The sequence below is a fragment of the Pseudonocardia nigra genome (genome assembly GCF_019396355.1).
GTDB classification, from domain to species: domain Bacteria; phylum Actinomycetota; class Actinomycetes; order Mycobacteriales; family Pseudonocardiaceae; genus Pseudonocardia; species Pseudonocardia nigra.
The window spans coordinates 44,638-61,716 of record NZ_JAHKRK010000009.1; the positions used below are offsets into that span (position 1 = coordinate 44,638).

A 17,079-nucleotide genomic window follows, 5' to 3' on the forward strand; every position below is an offset into this window, starting at 1 on the left:
AGGACGATGCGCCGGATCGCGCTCGCACTGGCGGCACTGCTGCTGCTCGCGGCCTGCTCGACCAGCCAGGACGCAGTTGCGACGGGAGGGGAGTTCCGGTTCGTCGCCCCCGACGGGCAGACGACGATCCACTACGACCCGCCCGGGAACCGCGGCCGTGTGACCGGGCTGGAGGGCGAGAGCCTGCTGCACCCGGGCACCACGGTGGGACTGGACGACTACCCCGGCCAGGTCGTCATCCTCAACATCTGGGGCTCCTGGTGCGGCCCGTGCCGCGAGGAGATGCCGGACCTGCAGTTCGTGCAGGACCAGACCGAGGCCGTGGTGCTCGGGATCGACGTGCGCGACGACCGCGAGGCCGCCGCCGACTTCGTCCGGTCGCGGGGCCTCACCTTCGACTCGATCTTCGACAACCCGGGACGCACGTTGCTGCAGCTCAAGGGCTACCCGCGCAATGCCGTGCCCTCCACGATCGTGCTGGACGAGGAGCACCGGGTGGCCGCGGTCTACCTGCTCCCGATCCGTCCGTCCGAGGTGATCGCACTGGTGGAGCGCCTCGAGTCCGAACCCGCCGCCTGACCCCGGGAGTCGGGCTCTGAGCGTGCGCGAGTCGGCATGTGAGCGCGCGCGAGTCGGACGATCCGTGCGCGCAGGCGCGCCGCGGGTGCTGATCGACTACACGTTGTAGAACCCGGTGCGCGGGCCGGTGCGGCTGCCGCTTACCCTCGATGGTGATGGACCCCTCGACCACCCTCGCGGTCTCCGGCCCGCTGCTGGTCGCGGCCGTGGTGGCCGTGCTGGCGGGCGCGGTGAGCTTCGCGTCCCCGTGCGTGGTCCCGCTCGTCCCCGGCTACCTCGCGTACCTCGCCGGCCTGGTCGGCGCGGACGCACCGCCGGCCACGGAGTCGGAGGCCGAGCGGAAGCGGTCGGGGAAGTGGCGCGTCGCGGGCGCCGCCGGGCTGTTCGTCGCCGGGTTCACGGTCGTGTTCGGCGCGATCCTGGTCGGCGTCGTCTGGCTGGCGGACGCGCTGGTGGCCAACGAGGCCGTGCTGCAGCGCGTCGGCGGTGTCGTCATGATCGCGATGGGGCTGGCGTTCGTCGGCCTGATCCCGCTGCTGCAGAACGAGCGTCGCGTGCACTGGGTGCCGCGCGCCGGCCTCTGGGGTGCCCCGCTGCTCGGCGCGGTGTTCGGGCTCGGCTGGGTGCCGTGCATCGGCCCGACGCTCGCGGGCGTCGTCGCGGTGGCGGCGGGTACCGGTGGCGGGTCGATGCGCGGCGTGGTGCTCACGCTGGCCTACTGCGCGGGGCTCGGGCTGCCGTTCGTGCTGATCGCGCTCGGGGCCTCCCGGGCGGTGCGCGCACTCGGCTGGCTGCGCCGCCACACCCGCGGCATCCAGATCGGCGGCGGCGTGCTCATGGTCGCCGTCGGGCTGCTGCTGGTCAGCGGCCTGTGGGGCGGGCTACTCGCGCAGCTGCAGACGTCCGTCGCCGGCTTCACCCCGGTGCTGTAGCGATGGCCACCGACACCGAGACCCCGACTCGCGCGCACGGACACCCCGACTCGCGCGCACCCAGGGCCCGACTCGCGGTGCTGCGGAACGCCTGGCGCGCGCTCACGTCGATGCGCACCGCGCTCATCCTGCTGTTCCTGCTGGCGCTGGCCGCGCTGCCGGGGGCCCTGCTGCCGCAGCGTTCGCTCAACCAGGCGCTGGTCGACCAGTACTTCGCCGACTACCCCTGGCTCGCCCCCACGCTCGACCGCCTGGGCTTCTTCGACGTCTTCGCCGCACCGTGGTTCGCCGCGATCTACCTGCTGCTGATGGTGTCGCTGATCGGGTGCGTGCTGCCCAGGACGGTCGAGCACGCCAAGGGGCTGCGCGCGGTGCCGGTCACGACGCCGCGCAACCTCGGGCGGCTGCCGCACCACGCCACCGGCACCCTGGACGGCGGGCCCGACGAGGCCACCGCCCGGGTGCGCGGGATGCTGCGCGGCTGGCGCGTCGTGCAGCGCCCGGACGGTGCCGGGCGCACGCTCTCGGCCGAGAAGGGCTACCTGCGCGAGGCGGGCAACCTGCTGTTCCACCTGAGCCTGATCGGGCTGCTCCTCGGCTTCGCCGCCGGCAAGCTGTTCGGCTACGAGGGCCAGGTCATCGTGCTGTCGAACGGCGGCCAGTTCTGCAACACCAGCATCCTCGGCTACGACAGCTTCCGCGCCGGGCTGCGGGTGGACGGCACGAACCTCGACCCGTTCTGCCTCCGCGTGGAGGACGTCGAGGCCGAGTTCCTGCCGAGCGGGCAGGCCGACAGCTACCGCACGACCGTGGGCTACCAGACCGCCGCCGACCTCGAGGCGGGCCGGGTGGACCAGTGGCGCCCCGCCGAGATCGCCGTCAACCACCCGCTGCGGCTCGACGGCACCCGCGTCTACATGCTCGGCCAGGGGTACGCGCCGATCTTCACCGTCACCTTCCCGGGCGGGGAGCAGCGCACCGGCGTGGTCCAGTGGCGCCCGGTCGACCAGGCGACCCTGCTGTCGGAGGGTGCCACGAAGTTCGAGCCGCCCGGCATCACCGACGAGGAGGAACGGCGCACGAGCCAGCTCGCGATCACCGGGCTGCTCGCGCCCACGAGCTCCGGTGGCGCCGTCGTGACTTCGGTGTTCCCCGACCTGCTCGCGCCCGAGGTGGCGGTGGACGTCCTCCGCGGCGACCTCGGCCTCGACGACGGCCGTGGGCAGTCGATCTTCCAGGTGGACCAGGGCAACATCGAGTCCGGTGAGCTCGTCCGGGTGGCGCGCGAGAACCTGGTGCCGGGCGAGTCGGTCACGCTCGACGACGGCACGGTCGTGACGTTCGACGGCGTCCGGGACTGGGTGAACCTGCAGGTCAGCCACGACCCCGGGCAGGTCTGGGTCCTCGTGTTCGCCGTGCTCGTGCTCGTGGGCCTGGGGCTGTCGCTGAGCATCCGCAGGCGGCGCTTCTGGGCCCGGATCACGCCAACCGACGCCGGCGCCCGTACGGTCGTCGAGATCGGCGGCCTGGCCCGCACCGACCGGGCGGGCTACGGCGAGGAGTTCGACCGTATGCGGGCAGCGCTGCTGGGAAGTCCGACCACCGCCTCCGAGAACACGGCACCCGAGAAGGACGACTGATGCTCCTCGAACTCGCCACGTACAGCGACTGGCTGTACATGGCCGCCGCCGGGATCTACGTCTTCGCCATGGTCCTGCACGGGGCCGAACACGCCTCCGAGCGCTCGGCGAAGCCCGTACTCGTCGGGGCGGGCGGCCCGGAGAGCACGGTCGGCGGGGAGCCGGCCGTCGAGGACGAGCCCGGGGGTCGCAGCAGGTCGGAACGCTTCGGCCGGATGGCCGTGGCGCTGGTCGTGCTCGGGGCGGCGCTGCACCTCGGCTCGATCGTCCTGCGGGGGTTCGCCGCCGGCCGCTGGCCGATGGGCAACATGTACGAGTTCATCTCGGCGATCTGCCTGGCCGCCGTGGTGACGTGGCTGGTGGTGCTGCGACGGGCGTTCGCGGCCCGACCGGCGGGGATCTTCGTGCTGCTCCCCGTCGTCATCCTCATGTTCCTCGGGGGCACGTCGCTGTACACGGCCGCGGCGCCGGTGATGCCGGCCCTGCAGTCGTACTGGCTCGTCATCCACGTCACGACCGTCAGCATCTCGTCGGGGCTGCTGCTGGTGCCCGGCGTCGCGAGCCTGCTGTACCTCCTGCGCCGGTCGGCCCGGACGGGTGGGCTGATCGCGAAGCTGCCCGAGGCGGACGTGCTCGACCGGCTCGCCTACCGCACCACGATCATCGCGTTCCCGCTCTACACGTTCGCGATCATCACGGGCGCGATCTGGGCAGAGGCGGCGTGGGGCCGGTTCTGGGGCTGGGATCCCAAGGAGACCGTCGCGTTCGTCGCGTGGGTCATCTACGCCGGCTACCTGCACGCCCGGGCCACCGCGGGGTGGCGCACCGCGCGGGCCGCGTGGATCAACGTGGTCGCCTTCGCTACGATGATCTTCAACCTGTTCTTCATCAACCTGGTCGTCGCCGGCCTGCACAGCTACGCCGGGGTCGGTTAGGAACGAGACGCGCCGACACCCGTCCGCGCCTCGACCCCGAGCAGTCACGCGACTACCGTCGGCTTCCATGCACGGGTTCAACGGTCGACGCAACGGGTTCGGCGGGATGTACCGATGACGGAGCGTGAGTCCGGGAACGAGCGCGACTACCCGGACGGGTCAGTGGGCCGCTACGTGCGGGAACGTTGGGGGGCCGCGCCGGCCAGCGCGACGCGCCCCTATGTGCCGCCGCCGGAGCCGCCCGCCCCGCGGGCATCCGAGCCGGAGGCGCGTGACGTCGACACGGCCACCCCGCCGTCCGGGGCGCCGCCGCTGCAGGCCGACGAGGAGCCCACGACGGGCCTGCCGGCCGCGCGCTCGGAGGAGGCTGCCGACCCCGCCAGGCGCACCCCGCCGCGGGGTACCCCGCGGTGGACCGACCCCGGCGCGGTGGCCGCGCAGGAGGCGCAGCGCGCCCGCAGCGACTCCGAACGGCCGGACCTGTCCTCGGCCCGCCTCCTGCGCCCGACCAAGCGACCGCCGCAGTCGGGCTGGCGCCGGATGGTCTACGTCCTGTCCGGGCGGCTGATCAACCCGGGGGAGAGCCCTGCCGACATCCGGCGTCGCGAGCTGACCGCGCGCGTCAACCAGCCGCTGCTGGGCTGCTACAAGATCGCGATGCTGAGCCTGAAGGGCGGGGTGGGCAAGACCACGGTGACGGCTACCCTCGGGGCGACGTTCGCGTCACTGCGTGGTGACCGGGTGGTGGCCGTGGACGCGAACCCCGACCGCGGGACGCTCAGCCAGAAGATCCCGCTGGAGACGAGCGCCACGGTGCGTCACCTGCTGCGCGACGCGCAGCGGGTGCGCCGCTACACCGACGTGCGGGCCTACACCTCGCAGGGCCCGTCGCGGCTGGAGGTGCTGGCGAGCGAGCAGGACCCCGCGGTGTCGGAGGCGTTCAGCGAAGGCGACTACCGGCGCACGGTCACGCTGCTCGAGCACTTCTACAACATCGTGCTCACCGACTGCGGCACCGGACTCATGCACTCGGCCATGTACGGCGTGCTCGGCCTGGCCGATCAGCTGATCATCGTGTCGTCCGGCTCGATCGACGGCGCACGGAGCGCCTCGGCGACGATGGACTGGCTGGACGCGCACGGGCACGGGGACCTGGTGCGGAACTCGGTCGCAGTGATCAACAGCGTGCACCGGTGGTCCGGCGGGGTGGACCTGGACCGCGTGGCGGAGCACTTCGCCGCCCGTTGCCGGGCCGTGGTGCGGATCCCGTTCGACGCGCACCTCGAGGAAGGTGCCGAGGTGGACCTGGATCGGCTGGAGCCAGCGACGCGCCTGGCGCTGCTCGAACTGGCCGCGGCCGTGGCGGACGCCTTCGAGGGCCCGCCCGTCTGATCCGCCTGCCTGACCCGTCCGCCCGACCGTGTGGTCAGGCGGACGGGGGCTCGTCGCGCCTGCGGACCTTCTCGTCGAGCTGACGCAGGAAGTCGGGATCGTCGTCCGGACCGCTCACCCGGGGCCGGGCGGGTCGCACGACGGGCCGCCGGGCCACCCGCGCCACCTCGATGCCGCCGGGGTTCATCGCCTTCCACAGCACCAGCGCTACGAGGGCGGCGCCGACGAATGCGATGAGGAACAACATGGAACCACCTCCGCAACCGAGATTAGCGGAGGGTGAACTATGAGGGACGTGAAGTGTGCTACCAGATCCACTAGGGCCGGGTGGGCGCGACGGTGGCCTCGCTCGTGAGCTCGGCCAGCATGGTGCGCACCTCGGACTCGCGGAAGCGCCGGTGCCCGCCAGGGGTGCGGATGGAGCCGATGCGCCCTGCCGACGCCCACCGGGTGACGGTCTTGGGGTCGACGCGGAACAGCGATGCCACCTCGCCCGGGGTGAGCAGGCGCTCGTTGTTGCCGGACTGGACCATCGCTGACGTTGGCACTGCCATGTGGGGACCTCCACCGCGAACTGTTTCCCGGCCATCGTGACACCTCGGACCCCGGGTACTCGAACGGTTGTCCGGAGGTAAAGGCCTCTTCAAGGACGAAGCGGACAAGGCGGGCGGCCGCGTGCGTCGCCGGTTCCGGACGCCGGGTTCGCGGCGAGGGGTCGTACCCTCGGGGTATGGCTTCTCCGTCCGCCGGGCAGGACCCGGGCCTGGGCGTCACGGTCGCGCTCTACACGCTGGCACGGCTCGGGCTCGTCGCCGTCGTCACGGCGCTCCTGCTGGTGGCCGGGGCGCCGCTGGTCATCAGCGTGCTCGTGGGTCTGATCGTCGCGCTGCCGCTGTCGATGGTGCTGTTCCGCGGGTTGCGCGGACGGCTGGACACCGCGCTGGCCGCGGCGCAGCACCGGCGGGCCACGGAGCGGGACGCGCTCCGGGCGCGGCTGCGCGGTGAGGGGCCGTCCGCCTCAGACGAACCGCCCCAGCAGGAGCCCGACGGCCGTCAGGGCTGACCAGGCCAGCAGCAGCAGGCTCGTCTGGGCGAGCACGCGGATGAGCTTCCGGCCCGTGGCGCCGCCCAGCACGTCACGGATCGGCAGCACGGCGAGCGGCACTGCGAGCAGCGCGAGCAGCATCGGCCAGCTGCGCAGGCCCGCGGCCACCGACAGCAGGAACGGCCCGGCGGCGAGCGCTGCGTACAACCTGCGCGTGTCGGTGTCGCCGAGCAGGACCGCGAGAGTGCGCTTGCCCACCACCTCGTCGGTGGGGATGTCGCGCAGGTTGTTGGCCACCAGCACCGCGCACGCCAGCAGCCCGACGCCCACCGCACCGACGATCGCGAGCGCCCCCGGCGGCCCGCTCTGGGTGAGCACCGTGCCGAGCACGCCGACCGGGCCGAAGAAGAGGAAGACCGCGACCTCACCCAGCCCCGCGTACCCGTAGGGTCGCTTGCCACCGGTGTAGTACCAGGCGCCGAGGATGCACAGCGCGCCGACGGTGATGAGCCACCACTGCCTGCTCAACGACACGAGGGTGAGCCCGGCGAGGCCGGCGACCGACAGCGCGACGATCGCCGCGGCGCGCACCGCCGACGGCGCCGCGGCCCGCGACCCGACGAGCCGCAGCGGACCCACCCGCTCGTCGTCGGTGCCCCGGATCCCGTCGGAGTAGTCGTTGGCGTAGTTGACGCCGACGATCAGGGCCAGCGCGACGACGAGCGCCAGCAGCGCGCGGCCCGGTGCGACGACGCCGGAGCCGATCGCCGCACCGGTGCCGACCAGTACCGGGGAGACGGCGATCGGGAGGGTGCGCGGGCGCGCCCCCTCGATCCACTGCACCATGGTCGCCACGGCAGGAACGTTATCCGGCGTCCTCCGCGGCGTTCGCGGGTGTGCCCGTGTCCTCGTCCGTGTCCTCGCCGGTGTCCTGGGGCGCACCCTCGGGCGCGCAGTCGTCCACCTTCCCGACGTCGCGTACCGCGGTGGCGGGCAGGTACTGGTCGACGCCGACCCGCAGCCAGCGCTCCTCACCCGAGCCGAGCGCGCACTCGACGGGGACGGCGGCGCCTTCCGCGGCGACGCCCACGACCTCGGCCTCGGCGTCCGGTGCCGCGCGGAGCGGCTGCTCGGCGCCGACCTTCGACAGCCGCAGCAGGCCGGTCCACAGGTAGTCGACCTGCACCCAGGAGTTCTTCTGCAGCCCGAGGGCGTCCCAGAACAGCCCGTCGGCCAGGTCGATGCCCGCCGGGTTGGCCACCTTGCGGCCGTACTGGTCCCTGCCGCGGTTGTAGCCGTTCTCCTTGGCGGCCTGGGCCTGCGGCAGGCCCTGCGGCAGGTCGCGCCACTCCCGCCGCTGGTGCGGCGGGTTCCAGTAGTCGTCGCGGGTGTTCCACGGGCCGACGTCCCACACCGGTGCGAACGCGCAGCGCCCGTTCGGCGCGCACACCTTCACCGAGTAGTCGCTGGTGCCGCGTGGCGACAGCGCCCGTCGCGACGGCAGCGCGACGAAGTGGTCGCGCGGGCCGATGACGTGCCCGTTCGCCGTGGTGCGCCCGACGAGGCCCTCCCGGGTCGCGAACACGCGGTAGCTCAACGGCAGCACCTGCTCGGCCCCGGACTCCGCAAGCGGTGCGGTCGGGGGAAGGGCGGTGAACGTGACGCCACGCACCGCGGGTGCCGCGGCGTCCGAGCCGGTGAGCACGAGCCTGCCCTGCACGTCCGAGGCAGGTTCGGGAAGGACGGCGGCGGACCCTTCCGCGCCTCCGATCGCGGGCACCCACTCGGACCAGCCTCCCGTGGCGCGCCTGCCCCGGACGTCCACGGTGGCGGTGGCGCCCGGCGGGACATCGCCCGTGACCGCGGCGCCGATCCGGTCCGTCGGGGTCGTGAGCTCCCGCACCGGGAGCGTGAGCAGACCCATGGGCTCGGCCTCGGCCTCGGCCTCGGTGGACCGGCCCTCCCCGGCGGGGGCCGGGAACGCCGCCGCGGGATCGAGGCGTGCAGTGCCGCCGTCCACGGTGACCCCGACGGCGTCGCCGGCGGCGAGATCCGGTGACCAGGTGGCAGGAGGTTCCTCGCGTGCGGAGGCGGGCGCCGGGACCCCGACCGCGAGCGCGCCGCTGAGCGCGCTCGTGATGGCCAGCAGTGCCGTCGCCGTACCCCACCTCATGCCGATGCTCCCCGTGTGACTGCTGTGACGAATGTGCCGCTTGGGGCGCAGCAGATCGCATGGACGGGTAGTGGTCAATCAACGCAGAGTGAGCGCCACCATGGGGTGGAGTGGCGTTTAGGGGAGCTCTCGGCCCGGGTGGCGGACATCGGCGAGCAGGCGCGCGACCGCTGCGCGGTCCGGTTTGCCCACCCCGCGCAGCGGGATCTCGTCGACGCCCCGCACGACGCGGGGCACCGCCGCCCGCCCGAGTGCGGCCCGCACGGCCGAGCGCAGCCGGTTCTCGTCCACCGGGTCGCCGGGCCGGAGGACGACGGCCGCGGCGACGACCTGCCCCCACTCGGCGTCCGGCAGCCCCACCACGCACGCGGCGCGCACCCCGGGCTCCGCCCCGAGCACGCGTTCCACGGCCGCCGGGGCGACCTTCTCGCCCCCGGTGTTGATCACGTCGTCGGCGCGGCCGAGCACCTCGAGGCGGCCGTCGCGCCACCGCCCCAGGTCATCGGTGCGGAACCAGCCGTCCGCGAAGACATCCGCGGTCCGCTCCGGGTCGCCGAGGTAGCCGCCGGCGAGCGTGGGGCCGCCGAGGCGGATGCGGCCGTCGGCGCCGAGGTCGACGCGCACGTCCGCCAGCGGGACCCCGTCGTAGACGCACCCGCCCGACGTCTCGCTCATCCCGTACGTGGTGACCACCCGCACCCCGGCGGCGCCCGCGCGTGCGTGCAGCCCCGGGTCCAGCGCGGCCCCGCCGACGAGCACGCCGTCATAGCTGCGCAGCGCGTCGAGGCCGGCGCGCCCCGCGTCCAGGAGCCTGCCGAGCTGGGTGGGGACGAGGCTCGTGCAGCGCCTGCCGTCGCCGAGCTCCGCCGTCGCGGCCGCGAAGCCCTCGGGCCGGAAGCCGCCTCGCACGTCCTGCACGACGGGCGGCCGCCCGGCCAGCAGCGCGCGCACGATCACCTGGACGCCCGCCACGTGCTCGGCCGGCAGTGCCAGCAGCCACCGCGCCCGCCCGCCCAGCCGTTGCGCGGTGGCGAGCGCGGACGCCCGCAGCGCGGCGGCGGGGAGCACCACGAGCTTGGGGCCACCGGTCGAACCGGACGTGGCGATCACCAGTGCCGTGCCGGGTTCGGGCTCGGCGGCCGGTGTCACCGACGCGCCGGGGCCGACCGGGAGCACGGGCGGGCCGCCGCCGAGGGCGGCGTCCACGGCGGCGACCAGTTCGTCGACCCGTTCGGGGGAACCGTCGACGGGGACGCAGCGCAGCCGTTCCATGACCACTCCTCGATCGACCCGGGTGAACGAGCCGTCACAGTGCCACGACCGGGAGGCCGGCGGGCGCCGAGGGCGTCACGCGCGATCGAGCCGGCGCTGCTCGATCCTCGTGACCGAACCCTGCGGCGCCCCGCTCATGACCACGACATCGTGGCGGTCAGGGCGCGATGTCGAGCGCGGCCAGACGTTGCGGGTCGGCCAGGATGTCGATCTCCACGATCAGCCCGTCCGCGACCGTGAACGCCAGCACCGCCACCGGTCGGCCGTCGATCGTGGACACGATGCCGGGGCCGCCGTTGACCACCGCGAACCGCGCCCGGAGCCCGGCCGCCCGGTACATCGTCGCCTGCCCGGCGACCTCGGCCGCGCCCCGGACGAGCTTCGAACCCGCGCCGCCGGTGTCGACGCGCAGCACGGCGTCCGGATGCAGGAGCGCGACCAGCCCCGCGAAGTCACCGCCGCGTGCCGCCGCGAGCCAGGCGTCGACGATCTCCCGCTGCCGGGCACGATCGGGCTGCCCGCCAGACGTTGCACCCTGGACCCGCCGCCGGGCCCGGCTGGCCAGCTGCCGGGCCGCGGCCGGCGTCCGCCCCACCATCGGGGCGATTTCCTCGAACGGCACCGCGAACATGTCGTGCAGCACGAACGCGAGCCGCTCCGCGGGGTCGAGCGCCTCCAGCACGACCAGCAGCGCGAGCCCGACGGAGTCGGCGAGGACACCCTGCTCGGCCGGGTCGACCCCGTCGCCGGACTCCACGACCGGATCGGGCACCCGCACGTCCAGCGGGTCCTCGCGTCGGGTCTCCCGCGAGCGGAGCATTTTGAGGCACTGGCGCGAGACGATCGTCGTGAGCCAGCCGCCGACGTTCTCCACGTCGTCGCCCGACGCGCGCGAGACCCGCAACCAGGCCTCCTGCACCGCGTCCTCGGCCTCGGCGAACGAGCCGAGCATCCGATAGGCCACGGCCCGCAGGCGGGATCGGTGCTCCTCGAACTGCGCCGCCCAGAATTCGTTGTCCTGCACCTGTCACATCCTCTTGATCCGGCGGGTCACCCCCATGACCGCCCGGACGGGGCGAACGTGACAGCAGGAGGACATGATGCAGGCTCGGATGACCCACCCCATGATGGTGCTGCCGGACGCGATGAAGGCGCTGCTCGCGCTGAGCAAGTCCGCGCAGCCGGGCGCCGTTCCCGAGACCACGCACAAGCTGATCCACCTGCGGGTGAGCCAGATCAACGGCTGCAGCCTGTGCGTGGACATGCACGCGAGAGAGCTCAAGGACGCCGGTGAGAAGGACGAGCGGATCTGGGGCGTCGGCGCGTGGCGGGAGTCGCCGTACTTCAACGACGCCGAACGGGCCGCGCTCGCGCTCGCCGAGTGCGTGACCCGGCTCGCGGACCGGACGGACGGCGTCCCCGACGCCGTCTGGGACGACGCCGCCGACCACTACGACGAGAAGGAGCTCTCGTCGCTGCTGGTGTCGATCGGGGCGATCAACGTCTGGAACCGGCTCAACGCCGCTGTTCGGCAGCCTGCCGGCTCAGCCTGGTGAGACGGGGTCGAACCCCAGCTGGTGCCCCGCCCGCGGAGACACCGGCCTGGACAACCACCCCCGGCGCCGGCGCCGGGGGTGGTCGGCCCGGGTGTGCCATCAGGTGACCCGGGCGTGGCGCTGGTTCAGTAGTGCCACGGGAACGGCGCCCAGTCGGGTTCGCGCTTCTGCAGGAACGCGTCCCGGCCCTCGACCGCCTCGTCGGTCATGTACGCCAGGCGCGTGGCCTCGCCGGCGAACAGCTGCTGGCCGACCAGGCCGTCGTCGATGAGGTTGAAGGCGTACTTGAGCATCCGCTGCGCCGTCGGCGACTTGCCGTTGATCTCCCGGGCCCACTCGAGGGCGACCTCCTCGAGCTCGGCGTGCGGGACGACGGCGTTCACCATGCCCATCCGGTGCGCGTCCTCGGCGGAGTACTCGCGGCCGAGGAAGAAGATCTCCCTCGCGAACTTCTGGCCCACCTGCCGCGCCAGGTAGGCCGACCCGAAGCCGCCGTCGAAGCTGCCCACGTCGGCGTCGGTCTGCTTGAACCGCGCGTGCTCGGCGCTGGCCAGCGTCATGTCCGCCGTGACGTGCAGGGAGTGCCCGCCGCCCGCCGCCCAGCCGGGGACGACGGCGATCACGACCTTCGGCATGAACCGGATGAGCCGCTGGCACTCCAGGATGTGCAGGCGCCCGGCGCGGGCCGGGTCCACCGTCTCCGCGGTCTCACCGGATGCGTACTGGTAGCCGGTGCGTCCGCGGATGCGCTGGTCACCGCCGGAGCAGAACGCCCAGCCGCCGTCCTTGGGCGACGGCCCGTTGCCGGTCAGCAGCACGCACCCGACGTCGGGGGTCTGGCGCGCGTGGTCCAGCGCCCGGTACAGCTCGTCCACCGTGCCCGGGCGGAACGCGTTGCGCACCTCCGGACGGTCGAACGCGATGCGCACGGCCCCGGTGTCGATCGCCCGGTGGTAGGTGATGTCGGTGAAGTCGAAGCCCTCGACCTCCCGCCACGCGGCGGGGTCGAACAGCTCGGACGGCGCAGCGGTGCCCACGACGAGCGACCTTATGTCGACCGGGTCATTCCGCCGACTGCTGGGCCTTCGCGTAGGCGAGCTGGAGGAAGTCGGCACCCGCCAGGGCGGTGAAGGTGGTGGCGACGAGGCGGGTGAACCGCGGCGCGAACACAAACCCGATCGCGAAGCCGGTGGCGATCCACATGTCGAGACAGAACGGACAGGTGACGAGCTCGCCGAGGGCGTGCCGCAGTCCGCTCGAGTGCCGGGCCTCCTCCATCACCTCGGCGGGTCCGCCGGTCCCCGAGTACCGCGTGAACGGGGCGCGCAGCGGGCTCGTCACCGCGTCCTTCGACAGCGTGCGCGACAGCTTGTGCGTGCCCATCGTCAGCAGCAGGACGTCCCACGGCCGGATGGACGGGGGCAGCCGCCGCCCGGTGAGCGCGGCGAGCCCGGCCGCACCCGCTATGAGCGCGCCGAACACCGCCATCACGGCGACGTAGCCGCCCAGCGGCCGGTCCTCGCCCTGCCGGTACTCCTCGGCCTCCTCGCGCGCGGTCGTCGTCACGCCGTTGCCGCTCTGCTGCATGTCCAGTTCCTTCCATCGGGTCCAGGTCCCGGACTACCCGCTCGCGGCGGTCGCACCCACCGTCGCGCTGGCAGGATCGGGGAGGTGCAGACCCTCTCCAAGGGCGCGAACGTGCCCCTCCCCGCCGGTCCCGTCGCGGTGCGCGTCGCGGCGGCTGTGTCCGTCGACATCTCCGCGCTGCTCGTGACGGACACGGGGAAGGTCCGCGGCGACGCCGACTTCGTCTTCTACAACCAGCCGGAGGCGCCCGGCGTGCGCTACCGGGCGGACGGGGTGGACGTCGACCCCGGCGCGGTCGAGCAGGCGGTCGAGCGCGTGGTCGTCATCGCCAGCCTGGACGGCCGCGGCCGGGCGACGTTCGGTGCGCTCGGCGGGTTGCGCCTCGACGTCGCGGTGGCCGGGGAGCCGGTCGCGCAGTTCACGCCCGACGGGCTGGGGGCGGAGACCGCGTTGCTGTGCGTGGAGATCTACCGCCGGAACAATCAGTGGAAGGTGCGTGCGGTCGGGCAGGGCTACGCGAACGGGCTGGCCGGGATCGCCACCGACTTCGGCATCACCGTCGAGGACGAGCCCGCGCCCGAGCCGGTCCCGGCCCCCGCCGCCCCGGCCGCCGGGAAGATCACCCTCGACAAGGGGAAGGTGTCGCTGACGAAGCGGCAGACGGTCTCCCTCACCAAGGGCGGCGCACCGGCCCTGCGCCGGGTGGCGATGGGGCTGGGGTGGGACCCGGCGGCGGGCGGGCGCAGCATCGACCTCGACGCATCCGCGATCCTGATCGACGGCCGCGGGCGCAAGACCGACGCGGTCTGGTTCATGAGCAAGCAGGCGCTGCGCGGGCTCGTGGCCCACTCCGGCGACAACGTCACCGGCCACGGGGCCGGCGACGACGAGACGATCACCGCGGACCTGCACGCGCTGCCGGCCGACGTCACGGCGATCGTGTTCGTCGTCAACTCGTTCCGCGGCCAGAAGTTCACCGAGGTGGCCAGCGCCTACTGCCGGCTCCTGGACCTCGACAGCGGCGCGGAGCTCGTCCGCTTCGACCTCAGCGACTCCGAGCCGCGGACGGGCGTGGTGATGAGCGTGCTGCGCCGCAACGGGGCCGCGTGGGAGATGACGGCGATCGGCGAGTTCCACGACGGCAAGACGGTGCGGGCGATGTACGGGGTGGCCGAGGACGTGGTGCGCGGGCTGCCGGCCGCCGCCACCTGATCGTTTGGTCGGGTGCGCATGCGTTGACGAGTGGGGCCGCAGATGCGACGGTCGGGAAGTCTTCCCCTCACCGTCGAGAGGACCCATGATGGCGACTGCGAACAAGGTGAGCGTGATCCCCTGCGGGGCCATGACCGCGGACCTGACCTGGCTGTTGCTGAAGCCGGGCCGGTCGATCGTCGACCGCAGCAACAAGAGCGCCCCGGCCCCGTGGGTCGACGTCCCCACGCACTGCGTCCTGGTGGAGACCTCGGAGGGCAAGCTCCTGTGGGACACCAGCTGCCCGCGGGACTGGGAGGAGCGCTGGGGCCCGACGGGCCTGCAGGAGTTCTTCCCCTACGACAACGTCAGCGACGAGGAGTACCTCGACGCGCGGCTGCAGCAGATGGGCGTGGGCCTCGACGAGATCGACTACGTGGTTCTCTCGCACCTGCACTTCGACCACGCGGGCAACGCGCAGATGTTCAAGAACACCGGCGCCAGGCTCGTCTGCCACCAGCGCGAGAAGGACTTCGCGTTCGGCTTCGACGGGCTCTTCACCGGCGCCCACCTCAAGACCGACTACGAGGGGCTGGAGTTCGAGACCGTCTCCGGCGACACGGAGCTGCTGCCCGGCGTCACGCTGATCGAGACGCCGGGCCACACGGTGGGGTGCATGTCGATGCAGGTGGACCTGCCCGAGACCGGCACCATGATCTTCACCTCCGACGCCGTGTACATGGGGGAGAGCTACGGGCCCCCCGCGGTGCCCGCGGCGATCGTCAACAACCTGGAGCAGTTCTACTCGTCGGTGGAGAAGCTGCGCGGCATCCAGGAGCGCACGAACGCCACGATGGTGTTCGGCCACGACGCCGAGCAGATCCACCAGCTGCGCGTCGCTCCGGAGGGGGCGTACACGTGACCTCGCAGGAGCTCACCGAGGAGACAATCTTCACCTGGGGTGCCCCGCCGCTGAAGTTCGGCGCGGGTGCCTCCGACGAGGTCGGCTTCGAGATGTCCGGGTACGGCGTGCGGCGGGTGCTGATCGTCACCGATCCGGGGATCAACGCGATCGGCATGCCGCAGCGGATCGCCGACAACCTGCGCCGCTACGACATCGAGTCGGAGATCTTCGACGGCGTGCACGTCGAGCCCACCGACGACTCGATGAACAAGGCCACCGAGTACGCCCGCGCGCAGGGCCCGTGGGACGGGTTCGTGGCCGTCGGCGGCGGGTCGGCGATCGACACGGCCAAGGCCGTCAACCTGCTCACCAGCCATCCCGGTGAGCTGATGGACTACATCAACAAGCCGATCGGCAACGCGAAGGTGCCCCCGGGGCAGCTCAAGCCGCTCATCGCGATCCCCACCACGGCCGGCACGGGCTCGGAGTCCACCGCGATGTGCGTGCTGGACATCCTGTCCATGAAGGTCAAGACGGGGATCAGCCACTGGCGGCTGCGCCCCACCCTGGCGGTGGTCGACCCGCTGCTGACCATGTCGCTGCCGCCGGAGGTCACCGCGGCGTCCGGGATGGACATCGTCTGCCACGCGCTGGAGTCCTACACCGCGCGCTGGTACACGACCTTCGACCGGAAGAAGCCCGAGGAGCGGGTCACCTACTGCGGCTCGAACCCGGTGTCCGACCTGTGGTGCGAGAAGTCGATGACGCTGCTGGCGAAGTCGTTCCGCACGGCGGTGCACCGCGGCGCCGACGACGTGGCGGCGCGCTCGGACATGATGATGGCGGCCACCTTCGCCGGCATGGGCTTCGGCAACTCGGGCGTGCACATCCCGCACGCCAACGCCTACCCGATCGCGGGCATGGTGAAGGACTACCGGCCCGCCGGCTACCCGCAGGACGAGCCGATGGTGCCGCACGGGCAGTCCGTGTCGCTGACGGCGCCCGAGGCGTTCCGGTTCTCGTTCGAGAGCGCCCCGGAGCGGCACCTGCGGGCGGCGGAGCTGATGGACCCCGGTGCGGACAAGGTGAACGACGCGCGCGAGCAGCTGCCGTCGGTGCTGATCCGCCTGATGCGCGACATCGGCATCCCGAACGGGATCGGCGGCGTCGGCTACACCGAGGCCGACGTCCCCGACCTCGTCCCGGGAACCATGAAGCAGCAGCGGCTGCTCGCGACCTGCCCGAAGACGCCCACCGAGGACGACATCGCCGACATCCTCACCAAATCCGTCGAGAACTGGTGACGAGCGCCGGAGGCGCCCATGCCGATCTACGTGTTCAAGTGTGAGTGCGGGCTGCGGTTCGAGCAGCTCACCTCGTTCGACGCCGCGCCGCCAGGTTGCCCGGAGTGCGGCGGGGCCACCCGGAAGATCCCGGCGGGGTTCAGCCTCGGAGGCCAGGCCGACGCGGGTCTGGCCAAGGAGCAGATGCCGCAGACCTGGCGCGGCACCTACGAGGGCAACCGCGAGTACGTCACCGGGATGCGACGGCAGTGGGACCGCCGGCAGCGGCTCGAGGCGAAGCACCCGGAGCTCGCCGGGGACCAGCGCCCGATCGTCGCGCACGAGGGCCGCTACCACGGTGCGCCGCTCCGCGCCGGGGACCCGGTGATCGGCGGGACGGCGGGCCATGGGCACGGACACGGGCACGGACACGGACACGGCGGCCCGGCCGCAGCTCCGCCGTCGAGCCCACCCGCGTCCGGGGGCTCTGACTGACGCCGTGACCGTGTCCCGCTCCGCCCTGCCGCCCGACGTCGCCGATCTGCACGCCGACCTGGTCCGGGCCGTCCGGGGCCCGGTCCGGTTCGACA

At 72.9% G+C, this 17,079-nt stretch carries 19 protein-coding genes; 11 read left to right on the forward strand and 8 right to left on the reverse strand.

Features of this window, described 5'->3' with window-relative positions:
- Positions 1-6: 6 nt before the first annotated feature.
- The 5 genes from KME75_RS04215 (at position 7) to KME75_RS04235 (ending at position 5,478) form a co-directional block, all read left to right on the forward strand.
- Positions 7-579: a TlpA family protein disulfide reductase gene (locus KME75_RS04215; RefSeq protein WP_219413188.1), complete on the forward strand. Its 573-nt coding sequence runs from the start codon at positions 7-9 to the stop codon at positions 577-579.
- 155 nt (positions 580-734) lie between these two features.
- Complete coding sequence (locus KME75_RS04220) at positions 735-1,511, forward strand: cytochrome c biogenesis CcdA family protein (RefSeq protein WP_219413189.1); 777 nt, start codon at positions 735-737, stop codon at positions 1,509-1,511.
- A gap of 2 nt (positions 1,512-1,513) precedes the next feature.
- Positions 1,514-3,151 carry a cytochrome c biogenesis protein ResB gene (gene resB / locus KME75_RS04225; RefSeq protein WP_219413190.1) on the forward strand — a complete coding sequence of 546 codons (1,638 nt, stop codon included), beginning with the start codon at positions 1,514-1,516 and terminating at the stop codon, positions 3,149-3,151.
- On the forward strand, positions 3,151-4,086 hold the full coding sequence (ccsB, locus tag KME75_RS04230; RefSeq protein ID WP_372452556.1) for a c-type cytochrome biogenesis protein CcsB: 936 nt from the start codon (positions 3,151-3,153) through the stop codon (positions 4,084-4,086). The genes resB and ccsB overlap by 1 nt, the downstream gene beginning before the upstream one ends.
- Before the next feature lie 114 nt (positions 4,087-4,200).
- On the forward strand, positions 4,201-5,478 hold the full coding sequence (locus tag KME75_RS04235) for a MinD/ParA family ATP-binding protein (RefSeq protein ID WP_246631430.1): 1,278 nt from the start codon (positions 4,201-4,203) through the stop codon (positions 5,476-5,478).
- 34 nt (positions 5,479-5,512) lie between these two features.
- On the opposite strand, the gene KME75_RS04240 is transcribed toward KME75_RS04235, so the two are convergent.
- On the reverse strand, positions 5,513-5,725 hold the full coding sequence (locus KME75_RS04240) for a hypothetical protein (RefSeq protein ID WP_219413191.1): 213 nt from the start codon (positions 5,723-5,725) through the stop codon (positions 5,513-5,515).
- 70 nt (positions 5,726-5,795) lie between these two features.
- Positions 5,796-6,032, reverse strand: coding sequence for a BldC family transcriptional regulator (locus tag KME75_RS04245; protein ID WP_281424403.1), 237 nt, complete (start codon positions 6,030-6,032; stop codon positions 5,796-5,798).
- Between the two features lie 176 nt (positions 6,033-6,208).
- Here KME75_RS04245 and KME75_RS04250 point away from each other — a divergent pair, with 176 nt between their 5' ends.
- Entirely contained in the window at positions 6,209-6,541 is a 333-nt protein-coding gene (locus KME75_RS04250) for a DUF4229 domain-containing protein (protein ID WP_219413192.1), read from the forward strand.
- On the opposite strand, the gene KME75_RS04255 is transcribed toward KME75_RS04250, so the two are convergent.
- The 4 genes from KME75_RS04255 to KME75_RS04270 all read right to left on the reverse strand — a co-directional run bounded on the left by KME75_RS04255 (position 6,497) and on the right by KME75_RS04270 (position 10,992).
- Entirely contained in the window at positions 6,497-7,378 is an 882-nt protein-coding gene (locus tag KME75_RS04255; protein ID WP_219413193.1) for a 1,4-dihydroxy-2-naphthoate polyprenyltransferase, read from the reverse strand. The two genes, KME75_RS04250 and KME75_RS04255, sit on opposite strands and share 45 nt — an antisense overlap.
- A gap of 10 nt (positions 7,379-7,388) precedes the next feature.
- Complete coding sequence (locus tag KME75_RS04260) at positions 7,389-8,696, reverse strand: DUF8814 domain-containing protein (RefSeq protein ID WP_219413194.1); 1,308 nt, start codon at positions 8,694-8,696, stop codon at positions 7,389-7,391.
- Between the two features lie 117 nt (positions 8,697-8,813).
- Complete coding sequence (gene menE, locus KME75_RS04265; RefSeq protein WP_219413195.1) at positions 8,814-9,968, reverse strand: o-succinylbenzoate--CoA ligase; 1,155 nt, start codon at positions 9,966-9,968, stop codon at positions 8,814-8,816.
- A gap of 157 nt (positions 9,969-10,125) precedes the next feature.
- Entirely contained in the window at positions 10,126-10,992 is an 867-nt protein-coding gene (locus KME75_RS04270) for a sigma-70 family RNA polymerase sigma factor (RefSeq protein WP_219413196.1), read from the reverse strand.
- A gap of 88 nt (positions 10,993-11,080) precedes the next feature.
- On the opposite strand from KME75_RS04270, the gene KME75_RS04275 reads away from it, so the two are divergent.
- Complete coding sequence (locus KME75_RS04275; protein ID WP_372452557.1) at positions 11,081-11,524, forward strand: carboxymuconolactone decarboxylase family protein; 444 nt, start codon at positions 11,081-11,083, stop codon at positions 11,522-11,524.
- A 125-nt stretch (positions 11,525-11,649) separates the two neighbouring features.
- On the opposite strand, the gene KME75_RS04280 is transcribed toward KME75_RS04275, so the two are convergent.
- Both KME75_RS04280 and KME75_RS04285 read right to left on the reverse strand, forming a co-directional pair.
- Positions 11,650-12,561, reverse strand: coding sequence for a 1,4-dihydroxy-2-naphthoyl-CoA synthase (locus KME75_RS04280; RefSeq protein ID WP_219413197.1), 912 nt, complete (start codon positions 12,559-12,561; stop codon positions 11,650-11,652).
- A gap of 25 nt (positions 12,562-12,586) precedes the next feature.
- Positions 12,587-13,111: a DUF1360 domain-containing protein gene (locus KME75_RS04285; protein ID WP_219413198.1), complete on the reverse strand. Its 525-nt coding sequence runs from the start codon at positions 13,109-13,111 to the stop codon at positions 12,587-12,589.
- 84 nt (positions 13,112-13,195) lie between these two features.
- On the opposite strand from KME75_RS04285, the gene KME75_RS04290 reads away from it, so the two are divergent.
- From KME75_RS04290 to KME75_RS04305, 4 genes are all read left to right on the forward strand, one after another.
- Complete coding sequence (locus KME75_RS04290; RefSeq protein ID WP_219413199.1) at positions 13,196-14,323, forward strand: TerD family protein; 1,128 nt, start codon at positions 13,196-13,198, stop codon at positions 14,321-14,323.
- 88 nt (positions 14,324-14,411) lie between these two features.
- A complete protein-coding gene (locus tag KME75_RS04295) occupies positions 14,412-15,224 on the forward strand; it encodes an N-acyl homoserine lactonase family protein (protein ID WP_219413200.1) in 813 nt (270 codons plus the stop codon).
- Entirely contained in the window at positions 15,221-16,510 is a 1,290-nt protein-coding gene (locus tag KME75_RS04300; RefSeq protein ID WP_219413201.1) for a hydroxyacid-oxoacid transhydrogenase, read from the forward strand. Before KME75_RS04295 ends, KME75_RS04300 begins: the two co-directional genes overlap by 4 nt.
- An 18-nt stretch (positions 16,511-16,528) precedes the next feature.
- Positions 16,529-16,984, forward strand: a complete 456-nt coding sequence (locus KME75_RS04305) for an FmdB family zinc ribbon protein (protein ID WP_219413202.1) — start codon at positions 16,529-16,531, stop codon at positions 16,982-16,984.
- Positions 16,985-17,079 lie beyond the last annotated feature (95 nt).